Source organism: Paraburkholderia sp. BGA-UO-ETr-F12 (assembly GCF_059567945.1).
Map to the genome: position 1 here is coordinate 1 of NZ_JCAQOZ010000059.1, position 14,955 is coordinate 14,955.

A 14,955-nucleotide genomic window follows, 5' to 3' on the forward strand; every position below is an offset into this window, starting at 1 on the left:
GCAGTTCCCGCTGTTCGTCGGGGGTGCGCCGGACGAATTGCTGATGCGGCGCAATGGTGATGATCCGGCAACCGACCGCTACGTGCTGCGCGACGCGAACAACAACGTGATCGCGCTGACCGATGCGGGGCAGAACATCGTCACGCAGTACCGCTATGAGCCTTACGGACAGACGACGCTGAGTGGCGCAGCGGATGCGAACCCGCAGCAGTACACCGGGCGGGAGAATGACGGGACGGGGCTGTATTACTATCGGAACCGGTATTACCACCCCGCAACGGGCAGGTTCATCAGTGAGGACCCGATCGGCTACGCGAGTGGGCAGACGAATGCGTATGCTTATGTCAATGGGAACCCGGTTCAGTTTAACGATCCGCGCGGCACGGAACGAGGACGACCATACAATGGACTTCCGGGTACTTGGTATGTAAATCCGATAACGGGGGATAGTAGATTTTATGGCCCAGATGGGAAGCCGGGTCTAGATATCGATGTGAGCCATAGTCATGATGGGATGTGCCCGCATATCCACGTTTGGCGAGACGGAAAGCGAGGTAGTGGTGAGGCGCCGTTTTGACGCAGGATGTCTCATCACCATGCTGACGGCAATGTAAGTTCAATGCGGGCGCGAATTGTTACCGAGGAAGCCATGAATATTTTTTTTGCACGGACCAGGGGCGGAGTGGAGGGATTCCTTGACATCAAATCCAAAATCTTGGACGCAGAGCTATGGGTGAACGGAGGGGTAGATTTGGAGGGTATCAATACACATCAATATGCGATTACGAAATTCAACACCAGTTTCGATATGTCCAAGGATAGTGATCGTGATGCAGCGCTTGGGACGATAGAAGATCATTACACGGACTGCAGAATCTGGATTGAGGGCAACTGATGGGTTGAGTGTCTAACCATCAGTCCGCACGTTGGGACTACAGATGGGCCGCGTTTGCGGCCCTTCTCGTTTTAAAGCGGCGTAGTGACGAGCCGCCGGTACTCGACGGTGATACGCACGCGCTGTCCAGGCTCAAAGCCGGCGGTCTCGATCCATCGTCCGGAGAGCTTAATCTACGGAAAGCTGGCCGGCTCATTGCGCATATGGAAGGGCAGGCGTGCCGGTTTCTGGTAGCGCCAGGATTCCTGGACGGTGATAGACCGTTCGATGACGGGCGGGAATCCGGTTCAGCCCAGAGATCCCTTCGGCCTCGCAAAAGTGACGCCGGGAGGGCTTATCGATGACGGTGCATCTTGCAAGCCGTTGATCTTCCCGCCAAACATTGACGACCACCCCCAAGTAAAAAGCACAACACATCCTTTTCATCGCGGCTTGAAGCTTGCCGACCACCTCATCGCCGGCAATTCAACCAGCCGGTAGAACAGGTAAGCCACCGGCGCGGCGACCAGCATGTATCCAAACGACGGCCAGATCGACATTTGCAGCGACGAGCGGAACAGGATCGACGACAGCAGCACGAAGATCGGCAGATGAATCAGATACAGCGAGAAGCTGAAATCGCCGAAGCGCGACAGGAGACGCATGCCGGCCGAATCGGCGCTGGCGCTCTGTGGGCGTTCCAGCGCCTTATACAGGTAGAACGCGAAACCGAGCGCCCAGAACTGGAACGCGCCGTATTGGCCGAAGTGAAACGCCACACAGCCAAGCGCAATGAACGCAACAGCCAGCACATAAAGCCAGCCGGACGAACGTACATCGGGCGCCGTGCGGGCTTTCGCATCGGCAATCCACGCGCCAAGCATCCAGGAGAACCAGTACGACGTGAAGAACTGGATATCGTGACGCTCGAGCACATAAGCGGACACCCCGTTAATCACCGCGACAATCGCCAGCACCGAGGTCATGCCCAAACGCCGGCGCAGCGCGAATAGCATCGGGTAGATCGCATAGAACTGTACTTCGAGCGACAGTGTCCAGAGCGCGCCGTTCGATCCATAGGTCTTGCCGGCCACGCCTTGCAATGAAAACAGGTTGACCAGAAACGCCTGCAGACCGATCTCGCGAATCTTGTGACTGACCGGCGGCAACTGCAAGCTGACCCAGTCGAGTGCGAGCGTCAGTACCAAGGCAGCAAGCAGCACCGGATAAATCCGCGCGAAACGGCGCACCCAGAAATTGGCCGCGTCGAGCCGGTAGGCGGGATTTTTTGCGAGGCGCAGTGCGCCGCCGCGATGAATGCAGTAACCGCTGATCACGAAGAAAATCGGCACACCGGCCGAGCCCCACGCAATCGGAAACGTCAGATAAGCTGCAATCGTACTCAGATTGAATGAATGGCCGACGCTCTGGTGAAACGCCTGCATACCGACCCATTCGACCTGGCGGCAATGGAAATACGCGACCAGAAGCGCGGCAAAGCCCCGCATTGCGTCGATCGCATGTTCCTTGCCGGCGCTGTCGGCGCGCGCGTCGCTGCGGGCGCGCAGCGTGGCGACCGGCTGTGATGGGGATAGGGGCAGGGATGAGCCGGCGGCATCCAGTGCAGGGTCGCTCATACGCGGTCCTTATTCTGAAGAAGGAAAAAGCTTATTCCCGGACGCACCGTACGCGCCCGCGATGCATCACATGCTAGTGCACCGCGGAGGCAAAAAATCGATAAAAAATTGCGTATCAAATGACATCAGATGGAAATCAAATGGCGATTTTGTGACGAATTGTAATTACCCATAAGCATTTGCTACGGCGAATTATTTGCCGATTTTTTCGTGCTAATTTAAATCACGGATTCTCTGACCTGGGGTGAAGTCATGAACCTGCATTTACTCGCCGGCATTGCCGTGCTGCTGATCCTCGTCGCCGCGTCCGCGTACCGGGAGGCGCTACGCAACGAACCGATTCGCCGTTTTCGCATCAATCCGGGCAAGCTGCCGCAAGTCGACGAGAACGAGTGAGCAGCACCAGAACGGTCACCGCCATTCACCGCGCTCGACGCTGTTCTGGGGCCGGATCGGCCGGCATGCTGGAGCGCGGGTACGTAAGATTTTCGGAATTTTCGAAAATAATTCAATTTGAATATGTAAATATTTCCTGAATCGCCGCGTGATCCGTAATTTCGAAAAAAGTAATCGATTTATTTATTCGAGGCGGAAAAATTAACACATGAAATGGATTGAATTTTTTTGTGAGCCATTTCAGCGACATCGAGTGGCCGCCAGGCCCGCGAGCACACTAATTTCTAACCGATGTGGGAATACCTACCATGCTGAAAGTGACCAAAGCCGTGTTTCCCGTAGCGGGCCTCGGGACACGATTCCTGCCGGCAACCAAAGCAAGTCCGAAGGAAATGCTGCCGATCGTCGACAAGCCGCTGATCCAGTACGCGGTTGAAGAGGCGATTGCCGCCGGCATCACCGAAATGATCTTCGTGACGGGCCGCAGCAAACGCGCCATCGAAGACCACTTCGATAAATCCTACGAGATCGAAGCGGAACTTGAAGCGCGCAACAAACAGAAGCTGCTCGACCTCGTGCGCAGCATCAAGCCGGCTAATGTGGACTGCTTTTATGTGCGTCAAGCCGAGGCGCTCGGTTTGGGGCACGCGGTGCTGTGCGCCGAAAAACTGGTGGGCGAGAGCCCGTTCGCTGTGATTCTGGCGGATGACCTGCTGCACAGCACGAAGCCGGTCATGAGCCAGCTCGTCGACACATTCAATCACTATCACAGCTCGGTGATCGGTGTCGAAACCATCGCGCGCGAAGACAGCCGCTCGTACGGTGTCGTGGATGGCAAGGAATGGGAAGACAACGTGATCAAGCTGTCGGGCATCGTCGAAAAACCGGCGCCGGACAAGGCGCCGTCGAATCTCGGCGTGGTGGGCCGCTACGTGCTGATGCCGACCATCTTCAAGCATATCCGTGCGCTCAAGCCGGGTGCCGGCGGCGAGCTGCAATTGACCGACGCGGTGCAATCGTTGCTGACCGAAGAGCAGGTGCTCGCCTATCGCTACTTCGGCACGCGCTTCGATTGCGGCAGCAAGCTCGGCTATCTGAAGGCGACCGTGGAATTCGCGCTGCGTCATCCGGAAGTGAAGGCGGATTTCGAAGCGTATCTGCAAACTTACATGCAGGCGAATATGCAGACCAGCGTGCCTGCACTGTACACGGCTGAAGCGGCTTAAGATGCAAGAGGCCTAAGGTGCAAGAGGCCTGGCTCAAGCGCCGCAACTGTTTCACGCAGCAGCACCGCGCAGCATGATCGCGCAAATTAAAACGGGCGCCGCATCACGCGGCGCCCGTCTTTCTTTCTGGTTTGTTTCGCGCCCGGGATCCGTCAGGTGCAAAAATCGAACTGCGGATCCCGGCCACGCCCCAAAACGCTTTACTGCGCCTTCTTCACTTCCAGGCGGAACTTGTGCAGCAACGGCTCGGTATAACCACTCGGCTGTTGACGTCCTTCGAACACCAGCGCCTGCGCGGCCTTGAACGCCAGCGTGTCGAAGCCAGGCGCCATCGGTTTGTAGTGAGGATCGCCCGCGTTCTGCTCGTCGACCACCTTCGCCATGCGTCTGAAAGTTTCTTCGACCAGTTCGCGGGTCACCACGCCGTGATACAGCCAGTTTGCGATGTGCTGGCTGGAGATGCGCAGCGTGGCACGATCTTCCATCAAACCGACGTTGTGAATATCCGGCACCTTCGAACAGCCCACGCCCTGGTCGATCCAGCGCACCACGTAGCCGAGAATGCCCTGCACGTTGTTATCGAGTTCGCTGCGGATCTCGTCGGCGTTCCACTTTGCCTCGGCGACGACCGGAATCGTCAGCAGGCCGTCGAGCAGTTCGTCGCGCACGCTCTCGTAGTCCGTGCGTTCGAGTTCCTGCTGAACCGCTTGCACGTCGACTTGATGGTAATGCAGCGCGTGCAGCGTCGCGGCGGTCGGCGAGGGCACCCATGCGGTGTTCGCGCCGGCCTTCGGATGCGCGATCTTCTGTTCGAGCATCGCGTGCATCAGATCGGGCATTGCCCACATGCCCTTGCCGATCTGCGAGCGGCCGCGCAGGCCCGCGCTCAAACCGACCAGCACGTTGCTGCGCTCGTACGCGGCAATCCATGCGCTCGATTTCATGTCGCCCTTGCGCATCATCGGGCCGGCTTCCATCGCCGTGTGCATTTCATCGCCGGTGCGGTCGAGGAAACCCGTATTGATGAACGCGACACGCTCGGACGCTTCGCCGATACAGGCGAGCAGGTTGACGCTGGTGCGGCGCTCCTCGTCCATGATGCCCATCTTGATCGTGTTGCGCGGCAGCTTCAGCAGGTCTTCGACGCGCGCGAACAGTTCGCTCGCGAAGGCGACTTCGGCCGGGCCGTGCATTTTCGGCTTCACGATATAGATCGAGCCGGTGCGCGAATTCAACTGGTGCTTGCGGTCGTGCAACGCGCACAGCGTGGTGATGACGGCGTCGAGAATGCCTTCCGGAATCTCCTGGCCGTCTTTGGTCAGCACGGCCGGATTCGTCATCAAATGACCGACGTTGCGGATAAACAGCAGCGAGCGGCCATGCAGCACGACCGGCGCGGTGCCGTTCGCGGCGGTGTACACGCGATCGGCGTTCAGACGGCGCGTGAAGGTCTTGCCGCCCTTAGTGACTTCTTCGGTGAGATCGCCGGTCATCAGGCCGAGCCAGTTGCGATAGAGCTGGACCTTGTCGTCCGCATCCACGGCTGCAACCGAGTCTTCGCAGTCGATGATGGTGCTCACCGCGGCTTCGAGCAGCACGTCTTTCACGTGCGCCGAATCGGTCTTGCCGATCGAATCGTTCGCGTCGATCTGGATTTCGAAGTGCAGGCCGTTATGCTTCAGCAACACGGCGGACGGCGCGCTTGCATCGCCTTGATAGCCGATGAATTGCGCGGGCGTTTTCAATTCGGTCTTGCCGCTCTTCAGCGTGACGACCAGCTTGCCGTCTTCGACGCTATACGACGTGGCGTCGGCGTGCGAGCCGTTCGCGAGCGGGGCGGCCTGATCGAGAAACTTGCGCGCATAAGCGATCACCGCGGCGCCGCGCACCGGATTGAAAGCCTTCTGCTTTTCCGCGCCATTGCTCTCGGGGATCGCATCGGTGCCGTACAGCGCGTCGTACAGGCTGCCCCAGCGTGCGTTGGCGGCGTTGAGCGCATAGCGCTGGTTCGACAGCGGCACCACGAGTTGCGGGCCGGCCTGTTCGGCGATTTCGGTGTCCACGTGGTCGGTCGTGGCTTTGACGCTCGCCGGCGACGGCACGATGTAGCCAATGCCTTCGAGGAAGGCGCGGTACGCGCGCAGATCGCGTACCGGACCCGGATTGGCACGGTGCCAGGTGTCGAGTTCGGTTTGCAGGCGGTCGCGCTCGGCGAGCAGCGCACGGTTCCTGGGCGCCAGCTCGTGCACGAGGGCGTCGAAACCTGACCAGAATGCGGCGCTGTCGAGTCCGGTGCCGGGCAGGGCTTCGGTTTCGACGAACTGGTCGAGGTTGGCGGCGACTTGCAGTCCACCGCGCGGGTTCATCTGAGTCATCGACTGCTCCATCCTTGAATGGGACCGATGTGGGGGCACCGGTCCGTGTTGTGCTTCCTGCTTTTATTGATGCCGCTTTGAACGAATCCGGACGGATCTCGAACTTAAGCGGCGATCGCTTGAATACCCGCCTTGGCGATTTGCGCGTCCTGATCCGACTTGACGCCCGATACGCCGACCGCGCCGACCACCTGGCCGTCGACGATCACCGGCACGCCGCCTTCCAGCGTACCTTGCAACGGCGCACTCAGGAATGCCGTGCGGCCATTGTTGATCATGTCTTCATACACCTTGGTTTCACGGCGGCCGATCGCCGACGTGCGAGCCTTTTCCGTCGCGATGTACGAGCTGGCCGGCGCGCTGCCGTCCAGACGCAGCATGCCGAGTTGATGGCCGCCATCGTCCACCACCACGATAGCGACGGCCCACTGGTTCTTCTCGGCCTCCGCGCGGGCGGCTTCGAGGATTCGGGTCGTTTCGGCAACAGTCAACACGGGTTTGCTCAGCATAATGAATTTCCTGTTTCGTTTATGGTAGGGATGCTTCTACAAGTTCTATCCAGTGGCGCACCGGAGTGCGCCCGGCGCCGTTCAGATGGGTCTGGCAACCGATGTTGGCCGTGACGATCATCTCCGGTTTGCCGCTTTCCAGTGCATCGAGCTTGTTGTTGCGTAACCGTTCTGCAAGCTCTGGCTGGGTGATGGAATACGTGCCCGCCGATCCGCAGCACAGATGGGCATCGGGCACGGCGGCGAGATCGAAACCGAGCCGTTGCAGGACCGACTCGACCGCGCCGCCCAGCTTTTGTGCATGCTGCAGCGTGCAGGGGCAGTGAAACGCGATTTTTTGCCGCGCCTGATCTGACAACCCGGTTGCCGACCCGGCCGGCAATTGATTCGCCTGTAGCTGATCGAGCGGCTCGTTAGCCAATACCTCCACGAGGTCTCGCGTCAGCTCGCTGACCCGCTGCGCTTTTGACGCATAGCGAGGGTCGTGGCGCAGCAGATGCCCATACTCCTTGACGAACGCGCCGCAGCCGCTCGCGGTTTGCACGATCGCTTCGGCGCCGGCCTCGATAGCGGGCCACCACGCGTCGATATTGTGCCGTGCCCGCGCAAGGCCTGCTTCCTGCGCATTCAGATGATAATCGGTCGCCCCGCAACAGCCGGCCCGGCGGGCATTCACGATACTGATGCCCAGCCGGTCCAGCACGCGCGCGGCGGCCGCGTTGGTGTTCGGTGACAGCGCGGGTTGCACGCAGCCTTCCAGCATCAGCATTTTGCGCGGATGCCGCGACGCCGGCCTCGGTTCCGTCCCAGCATCTGGCCGAGCGCCTCGCTTGGGGATTTTACGTCCAAGCGCGGCCGGAAGAAACGGCCGCATGGCCTGGCCGGTCTTAAGCAGCGCGCCGAACACCGCCGGATGCGGGATTACCCGGCGCAAACCCTCGCGCAGCAGGCGTTCCGAGGCGGGCCGAACAATTCGCCGCTCCAGTTCGGCGCGGCCGATGTCCAGTAGCGCATGGTAGGTCACACCCGATGGGCAAGTGGTTTCGCAGTTGCGGCACGTCAGGCAGCGGTCGAGGTGCAACTGGGTTTTCTGCGTGACCGGCTCGCCTTCCAGCATCTGTTTGATCAGATAGATGCGGCCGCGCGGGCCATCGAGCTCATTGCCGAGCAACTGGTAGGTGGGGCAGGTCGCGTTGCAGAAGCCGCAATGCACGCACGAGCGCAGGATCTGTTCGGCTTCGTCGGCGCGAGACAGGGTTTTGGCGGCTTCGCTGAGATTGGTTTGCATGGTGTCGTTCGCTTTCAGGGCTTCACTGGTCGAGGCTCACGAGCCGAGGCTCATGGGCCGGGCCTCACAGCCCGGCATACAGACGGCCGGGGTTGAAGAGGCCGCGCGGGTCGAGTTGCTGCTTCAACTGCTGATGAAAGCGCAGTAGCGCTTGCGGCAGCGGCGTAAACGGCTCTGCGTCCACGCGCGGCGTGAAGCAGGTCGCGTGACCGCCTGCGGCATGCGCGATCTGGCGGATCGTGACGGCCGGCGCATCGCTTTTGAGCCAGCGTTGCGCGCCGGCCCAGTCGAGCAGCGTGTCGCCGGGCAAGCGGACGAGGGGCGCCGCATTCGGCAGTGAGAGGCGCCACAACGGGCGCGGGTCGTCGAAAAACGCCAGACGATGCTCGCGCAAGTCGTCCCAGAAGCGTGAATCGAGTTCGCTGCCGCCAATGCGGTCCAGCGCCGAGGCCACCGATCCCGTGCCGCCTTCGAGCCGCACATGCAGGCGTCCGTCGACGTGAGCGGCCCCGCTGATCGGCAACGCGGCGCGGCGCCACGCCGACAATTCACGCAACGCTTCGTCTGCGGAGAGATCGAGCGCGAGACTGCCGAGCGCGCGTGGTTTGGGCAGTACCTTGAGCGACACCTCGGTGATCAGACCGAGGCATCCGAAGCTGCCGGCCAGCAGACGTGAAACATCGTAACCAGCGACGTTTTTCATCACCTCGCCGCCGAAACGCAGATGCTTTGCCTCGCCGGTGATGACCCGGCAACCCAGCACGAAGTCGCGCACCGAACCGGACCACGGCCGGCGTGGACCGGCGAGGCCGGCAGCAACCATCCCGCCGACCGTGGCCATGCCGTCGAACGCCGGGGGCTCGCAGGGCAGCATCTGACCGGCCGCGTCGAGCACCGCGTTCAGTTCGGCGACCGGCGTGCCCGCGCGCGCGGTGATGACGAGCTCAGTCGGATCGTAGCTGAGCACGCCGCGATGCGAGCGCGTGTCGATCGGCGTGCCGTGCACCGGGCGGCCGAGAAAGGCCTTGCTGTTGCCGCCGCGAATCTTCAGCGGTGTACCGTCTGCTCGTGCTTGCGAGATTTCGGCGACGAGCCGTTCGCTATCGTCCATCGATACCGGTTCGATCAGCATCAGAAACGCTCCAGTTCAGGAAAGGGCAGTGCGCCGTGGTGGACGTGCATCGAGCCGAACTCGGCGCAGCGATGTAAGGTCGGCACGTTCTTGCCGGGGTTCAGGAGGCCGTCCGGATCGAAAGCGGCTTTCAGCGCATGGAAAAAACTCAGTTCGTCACTATTGAACTGCGCGCACATCTGATTGATCTTTTCGCGGCCCACGCCGTGTTCGCCGGTGATGCTGCCGCCCACCGCCACGCACAGTTCGAGGATCTTCGCGCCGAGGGCTTCGGCGCGTTCGGTCTCGCCGGGCGCGTTCGCGTCGAACAGGATCAGCGGGTGCATGTTGCCGTCGCCGGCATGGAAGACGTTGGCCACACGCAAGCCATATTCGTTCGACAGCTCCTCGATGCTTTTGAGCACGCGCGGCAATTCGCGGCGCGGAATCGTGCCGTCCATGCAGTAGTAGTCCGGCGAGATGCGGCCCACGGCCGGGAACGCATTCTTGCGGCCGGCCCAGAAACGCTGGCGTTCGGCTTCGTCTCCGGCAAGCCGGATATCGGTGGCGCCCGCCGCGCGCAGCAGCGCTTCGACCCGTTCCACGTCTTCCTGCACGTCGCTTTCCACGCCGTCGACTTCGCACAGCAGGATCGCTTCGGCATCGACCGGGTAGCCGGCGTGGATGAAGTCTTCCGCGGCCCGGATCGCGAGGTTGTCCATCATTTCGAGGCCGCCGGGGATCACGCCCGCGCCGATGATCTGTGCGACCGCGGCGCCCGCTTTCTCGACGTCGTCGAAACTGGCGAGCAGCACCTTCGCGCTTTGCGGTTTGGTGAGCAGCTTCACGGTGACTTCGGTGACGATGCCGAGCATGCCCTCCGAACCCGTGAAAAGCGCGAGGAAATCGAAACCGGGTGCGTCCAGCGCCTCCGAGCCGAGTGTGATGCGTTCGCCGTCAATCGTGAGAATCTCGAGCTTCAGGATGTTATTGACGGTCAACCCGTACTTCAGGCAATGCACGCCGCCGGCGTTTTCCGCGACGTTGCCGCCGATCGAGCAGGCGATCTGCGACGACGGGTCCGGTGCGTAATACAGGCCATAGGGCGCGGCCGCTTGGGAGATCGCGAGGTTGCGCACGCCGGGTTGCACACGGGCGATGCCGGCCTCGGGGTCGACTTCGAGAATCCGGTTAAAGCGCGCCATCACCAGCAAAATGCCTTTGTCCAACGGCAACGCGCCGCCCGACAAACCGGTCCCGGCGCCGCGCGCGACCACGGGAATCTTCTGCGCGCTGGCGAATTTCAGCAGCGCCGCGACCTGTTCGACCTTGTCGGGCAGCGCGACCAGCATGGGCGTCGCGCGATAGGCGGCGAGGCCGTCGCATTCGAACGGACGCAAATCTTCCTGCTCGTAGAGAATCTGCAAGTCGGGGATCCGCGCCTGCAACTGCGCGACAACCGCGGATTTGTCGTGCGTCGCGAGCGCGCCGTCGATGCGCTCGTCGTAGTGGTAGCTCATGTGGGGGTCTCCTGGTGCCGCGCCAACCTGGCGGTCATGCCCGTGGACACGGTGCGCGAACATGTTTCAGGCTGAATTGTTGCGGCTGCGGGACCGGCTGTCGACGGTCTGGACAGGTGGTCGTACCAGTTTTTGAATGGATAGTTTCATGGCAGGCGTGGCAAATCCGTTTATGAGTAGCTGACATAGCGAACAAGCAGCATTTCCGCGTGTTAGCATTTCAGGGTGGTCATACCAGTTGGAATTGAAATGCAGACAGCGGATCAGGACAGCTCGCGGCAGGTCGCGGACGTGGTGGCCGAGAGGATCGAACGATTGATCGTCGACGGCGTGCTGAAAACAGGGCAGGCGCTACCCTCCGAGCGGCGTCTGACGGACAAGCTCGGCGTGTCGCGCACCGCGTTGCGCGAAGGGCTGAAGCTTTTGCGGGCACGCGGCATCATCGAAACTTCGCACGGCAAAGGTTCATTCGTCGCCAGCCTCACCGCGCAACCCGCGCTCACGCCGCTGATGCATCTGCTCGGTTCGCAGCCGCGCACCTTGTACGATCTGTTCGAGGTACGTGCGTTGCTCGAGGCGGAATCCGCGCGCCTCGCGGCATTGCGCGGCACGCCCGCGGACTTCGTGCTGATCACGCGCCGCTATGAGGAGATGCTCGCGGCGCATGGCAAGGAGACCAGCGCGTCCACCCACGCGCGGCTCGATCATGCGTTTCACCTCGCGATTTGCGAGGCCTCGCACAACCCGGTGCTGGTGCATACCTTGAGTTCGCTGACCGACCTGTTATTGAGTTCGGTGTTTGCGTCGGTGAACAATCTCTATCACCGCGAGGCGCAAAAGCGCGTGATCGATCGTCAGCATGCGCGGCTCTACAACGCCGTGACCGGCAAGTTGCCCGAACAGGCGCGCAAGGCGGCGGCCGATCATATCGCCAGCGTCTGCGCGAACCTACGGGAAATCGAACAGGAAGAGCAGCGGCTCGTGCGTGCAACATTGCGGCTGGAGGGCTGGGAGTGATCCGCGCTGTGGCGTGTGCCGACGCTTTACAAGCTCTACAATCGCGCATCAACACAAAAAAACGCGTGTCGCCCCACGCCTGAACAGCATGCCTACTATCAGCGAGCTTTTCGTCTACCCAATCAAATCCTGCGCCGGCATTGCGCTCAATGAAGCGCGTCTGCTCGCCACGGGCCTCGAATACGATCGGTACTGGATGGTCACCGACCCTGACGGCACGATGCTCACGCAGCGCGTGTATCCGCGCCTCGCGCTGATCACGGTCGAGATCGGCCAGCACGAACTCCTGATCCGCGCGCCGGGCATGAGCGTGTTGCGCACGCCGCTCGACGCCGCCGCGCTCGGCGCCGCGCCAAAAGTGCAAACCGTGGTCTGGCGCGACGCGGTCTACGGACTCGACACCGGCGAAGCAAGCGCTGCATGGTTTTCAGCGTTCCTCGGCGTGCCGGCGCGGCTTCTGCGCTTCAATCCCGAGCGCGAACGGATTGTCGATCCGGAGTACACGAGCAGCGTTGGCGGCGCCACCACGTATTTTGCCGACGGCTTTCCGCTGCTGGTCATCGGTCAGGCCTCGCTAGACGATCTGAATGTGCGTCTGAACAGCAAGGGCGCTCCGTCGATTCCGATTGACCGGTTTCGCCCCAACGTCGTCCTGACGGGGCTCGAGGCGTACGAGGAAGACTATATCGAGAGTCTGAATGTCGACGGCACGCAGGGGCAGGACGTGCAGTTGCAACTGGTCAAGCTGTGCTCACGCTGTCCGATGCCGACTGTCGATCAAGCCAAGGGCGCGCCCGACCCCGACTGGCCGAACGAACCCACCGACACGCTGAGCACCTATCGGGCGAATCCGCAGCGAAACGGTGCACTGACGTTCGGCAACAATGCCGTCGTCGCGCGGGGAGCCGGGGCGTGGCTGCGGGTCGGCCAGGAAGTGGAAGCTGAATTGGCCTTTGGCGATTAAACGGAGTCCAACCGGGGCACGCAATTTCTGCGCTTGCCCGCAATTCCCACTCATGCCGCTCAAGCCTCTAATGGCGGGCACGCCCGGTCAGCGCCGCGAGGATTACCGGCATTGGCACCGGCTTGACGAAATGATGGTTGAAGCCGGAACGCAACGACTCGGTCCGGTCCTCGGCGCGCGCGAGCCCCGTTACGGCGACCAGCATGGGCGGCGGCGTGTCGGCCACGCGCCGGATGCGCCGCGCGACCGCACGTCCGTCGAGACGCGGCATTTCGACGTCGAGCAGTGCGGCCCCGGGGTGCCACTCACAATAGTGCGCGAGTGCGTCGAGGCCGTTGCGCGCGGTTCGAATGTCGAATCCATGCGCGCTGAAAAAGAGTACGTAGGCGGCCAGCAGGTTCGGATCGTCGTCGGCGATCAGCAGGCGTGCGGCATCGTCAGTAGACATCCGGTTTCTCCAGGTTGCGTACCTGGTATTGAGCAATTTGAAGTCCCGCTAGAATCGGGGCTTGAAGAATCTGTTGATTCCGGTCATTTCAGCACGCTATCCGCCACCGCTTCTTATGAATAAATTGCCGTTTGGGGATGAAAAGGAAGCGCGAATCGCGCGGGACATCGAGGCGGTCAGCCGCATCGATGCGGTGCCGTCGATCCTGCGCATGATCTGCAAAAACACCGGAATGGGCTTTGCAGCGGTCGCCCGGGTCACGGAACACAGCTGGACCGCCTGTGCGGTGCAGGACGAAGTGAGCTTCGGCCTGGTCGCCGGCGGCCAGCTCGATCTGCACACCACGCTGTGTTTCGAGTCGCGCGCCGCACTTGCGTCGATCGTGATCGATAATTTCACTGAAGACCCGGTCTACAGGGAGCATCACACAGCGCAGATCTACAAGTTGGGAAGTTATATCTCCGTACCGATCGTTTTGCCTGATGGCAGCTACTTCGGTAATCTCTGCGCGATCGATCCGAATCCGCACGATCTTTCGAATGCGCGCACGCTAGGCATGTTCGAGGTATTCGCCGATCTGATCGCGGCCCAGCTCGTCACGCAAGGGCGCCAGCAGGAGACGGAGGCGGCGTTATTCCACGAACGGGAGAATTCGAGCTTGCGCGAGCAGTTTATCGCGGTGCTTGGCCACGACTTGCGCAATCCGCTCTCGGCGGTCAGTGCCACCGCCGAGTTGCTGACGCTGCGCAAGAACGAACCCGATCTCGTGAAAATCGGCCAGCGCCTGAAGACCACAACCTTGCGCATGGCGCGCCTGATCGACGATGTGATGGATTTCGCGCGCGGGCGTCTGGGTTCCGGTGTCGACGTGTCGATCGGAGACGTCGACGATCTGGCGGGCGCGTTGCGCGCGGTGGTTGACGAAGCGCGCGAGGCCAATCCGGAACGGATGGTGGCCGACGATATCGCGATCGCCGCGCGGGTTCGTTGTGACCGCATGCGCGTGCAGCAACTGCTTTCGAATCTGCTCGGCAACGCGCTGACGCACGGCGCCGCGGAGTTTCCGGTGGAGGTGACGGCCCGGGTGGAGGCCGGCGAGTTCGTGCTGAGCGTGTTGAACGGCGGCGACGCAATCGCGCCGGATGTCCTGCACAAGGTCTTCGAGCCTTACTGGCGGCCGCCCACCAGCAAGCCGGGCGGCGGCTTGGGGCTCGGCCTGTATATCTGCAAGCAGATCGTGCTGGCCCATGGCGGCAAGCTCGAAGTCAGATCGTCCGCCGCGGAGGGCACGGTCTTTGTGGCGAGGATGCCGATCGCAGCGTGATGACACGCGGCCCGGGCGATGGCACCGGCCGCATGCTCGCGGTTCGCACGAGCACAGTGCTGCGTCGCACCATCCCTGTGCTTCCCTGCATCAAAGCGTGACGCACACGCGGTTCACCGCAGCCTTTTCTAATTTGCCGCCAAGGCCCGCGCCACGGCGCTGCAGCCCATATTTCGCACGCCTGGCATAGGCTTTGCGTTAAACGTCGCCATCGGATCAACGTGGATCCGGCGCGAGTGCAACAACAGAGCACCCGCTGCAGCACA

15 protein-coding genes are annotated in these 14,955 nt (G+C 61.7%); 7 read left to right on the plus strand and 8 right to left on the minus strand.

The features are described from left to right. Together AC57B6_RS28510 and AC57B6_RS28515 are read left to right on the plus strand one after the other, a co-directional pair. Positions 1-577, plus strand: a 577-nt coding sequence (locus tag AC57B6_RS28510; RefSeq protein ID WP_496422570.1) for an RHS repeat-associated core domain-containing protein, incomplete at its 5' end; no start/stop codon positions are given. Positions 578-583: 6 nt separating this feature from the next. Beyond that, a complete protein-coding gene (locus AC57B6_RS28515; RefSeq protein ID WP_496422571.1) occupies positions 584-895 on the plus strand; it encodes a hypothetical protein in 312 nt (103 codons plus the stop codon). A gap of 71 nt (positions 896-966) precedes the next feature. Here AC57B6_RS28515 and AC57B6_RS28520 read toward each other — a convergent pair whose 3' ends face one another. Together AC57B6_RS28520 and AC57B6_RS28525 are read right to left on the minus strand one after the other, a co-directional pair. Continuing rightward, a complete protein-coding gene (locus AC57B6_RS28520) occupies positions 967-1,068 on the minus strand; it encodes a SymE family type I addiction module toxin (protein ID WP_281665175.1) in 102 nt (33 codons plus the stop codon). Between the two features lie 249 nt (positions 1,069-1,317). Continuing rightward, positions 1,318-2,511: an acyltransferase family protein gene (locus AC57B6_RS28525; RefSeq protein WP_496422572.1), complete on the minus strand. Its 1,194-nt coding sequence runs from the start codon at positions 2,509-2,511 to the stop codon at positions 1,318-1,320. 252 nt (positions 2,512-2,763) lie between these two features. Here AC57B6_RS28525 and AC57B6_RS28530 point away from each other — a divergent pair, with 252 nt between their 5' ends. Both AC57B6_RS28530 and galU read left to right on the plus strand, forming a co-directional pair. Continuing rightward, positions 2,764-2,907, plus strand: coding sequence for a hypothetical protein (locus AC57B6_RS28530; protein WP_167530938.1), 144 nt, complete (start codon positions 2,764-2,766; stop codon positions 2,905-2,907). A gap of 308 nt (positions 2,908-3,215) precedes the next feature. Further along, positions 3,216-4,133: a UTP--glucose-1-phosphate uridylyltransferase GalU gene (galU, locus tag AC57B6_RS28535; RefSeq protein WP_281665154.1), complete on the plus strand. Its 918-nt coding sequence runs from the start codon at positions 3,216-3,218 to the stop codon at positions 4,131-4,133. Positions 4,134-4,333: 200 nt separating this feature from the next. Here the strand turns inward: galU and AC57B6_RS28540 are convergent, their stop codons facing one another. The 5 genes from AC57B6_RS28540 to glcD all read right to left on the minus strand — a co-directional run bounded on the left by AC57B6_RS28540 (position 4,334) and on the right by glcD (position 10,936). Then, positions 4,334-6,508: a malate synthase G gene (locus AC57B6_RS28540; protein WP_496422573.1), complete on the minus strand. Its 2,175-nt coding sequence runs from the start codon at positions 6,506-6,508 to the stop codon at positions 4,334-4,336. A 104-nt stretch (positions 6,509-6,612) separates the two neighbouring features. After that, positions 6,613-7,017, minus strand: coding sequence for a heme-binding protein (locus AC57B6_RS28545; RefSeq protein ID WP_028196523.1), 405 nt, complete (start codon positions 7,015-7,017; stop codon positions 6,613-6,615). 19 nt (positions 7,018-7,036) lie between these two features. Beyond that, positions 7,037-8,305, minus strand: a complete 1,269-nt coding sequence (gene glcF, locus AC57B6_RS28550; protein ID WP_496422574.1) for a glycolate oxidase subunit GlcF — start codon at positions 8,303-8,305, stop codon at positions 7,037-7,039. A 64-nt stretch (positions 8,306-8,369) separates the two neighbouring features. After that, positions 8,370-9,437, minus strand: a complete 1,068-nt coding sequence (glcE, locus tag AC57B6_RS28555) for a glycolate oxidase subunit GlcE (protein WP_106353116.1) — start codon at positions 9,435-9,437, stop codon at positions 8,370-8,372. Continuing rightward, on the minus strand, positions 9,437-10,936 hold the full coding sequence (gene glcD, locus AC57B6_RS28560) for a glycolate oxidase subunit GlcD (RefSeq protein WP_496422575.1): 1,500 nt from the start codon (positions 10,934-10,936) through the stop codon (positions 9,437-9,439). The genes glcE and glcD overlap by 1 nt, the downstream gene beginning before the upstream one ends. Before the next feature lie 249 nt (positions 10,937-11,185). Here glcD and glcC point away from each other — a divergent pair, with 249 nt between their 5' ends. Together glcC and AC57B6_RS28570 are read left to right on the plus strand one after the other, a co-directional pair. Beyond that, the gene (gene glcC / locus AC57B6_RS28565) at positions 11,186-11,953 is read left to right on the plus strand and encodes a transcriptional regulator GlcC (protein WP_028196519.1); all 768 of its coding nucleotides are present in this window, start codon (positions 11,186-11,188) and stop codon (positions 11,951-11,953) included. An 88-nt stretch (positions 11,954-12,041) separates the two neighbouring features. Next, the gene (locus tag AC57B6_RS28570; RefSeq protein ID WP_178369735.1) at positions 12,042-12,917 is read left to right on the plus strand and encodes an MOSC domain-containing protein; all 876 of its coding nucleotides are present in this window, start codon (positions 12,042-12,044) and stop codon (positions 12,915-12,917) included. Positions 12,918-12,984: 67 nt separating this feature from the next. On the opposite strand, the gene AC57B6_RS28575 is transcribed toward AC57B6_RS28570, so the two are convergent. Beyond that, positions 12,985-13,365 carry a response regulator gene (locus AC57B6_RS28575; protein ID WP_046569328.1) on the minus strand — a complete coding sequence of 127 codons (381 nt, stop codon included), beginning with the start codon at positions 13,363-13,365 and terminating at the stop codon, positions 12,985-12,987. A 115-nt stretch (positions 13,366-13,480) separates the two neighbouring features. Between AC57B6_RS28575 and AC57B6_RS28580 the strand changes: the two genes are divergently transcribed. Next, positions 13,481-14,689, plus strand: a complete 1,209-nt coding sequence (locus AC57B6_RS28580; protein ID WP_496422576.1) for a sensor histidine kinase — start codon at positions 13,481-13,483, stop codon at positions 14,687-14,689. Positions 14,690-14,955 lie beyond the last annotated feature (266 nt).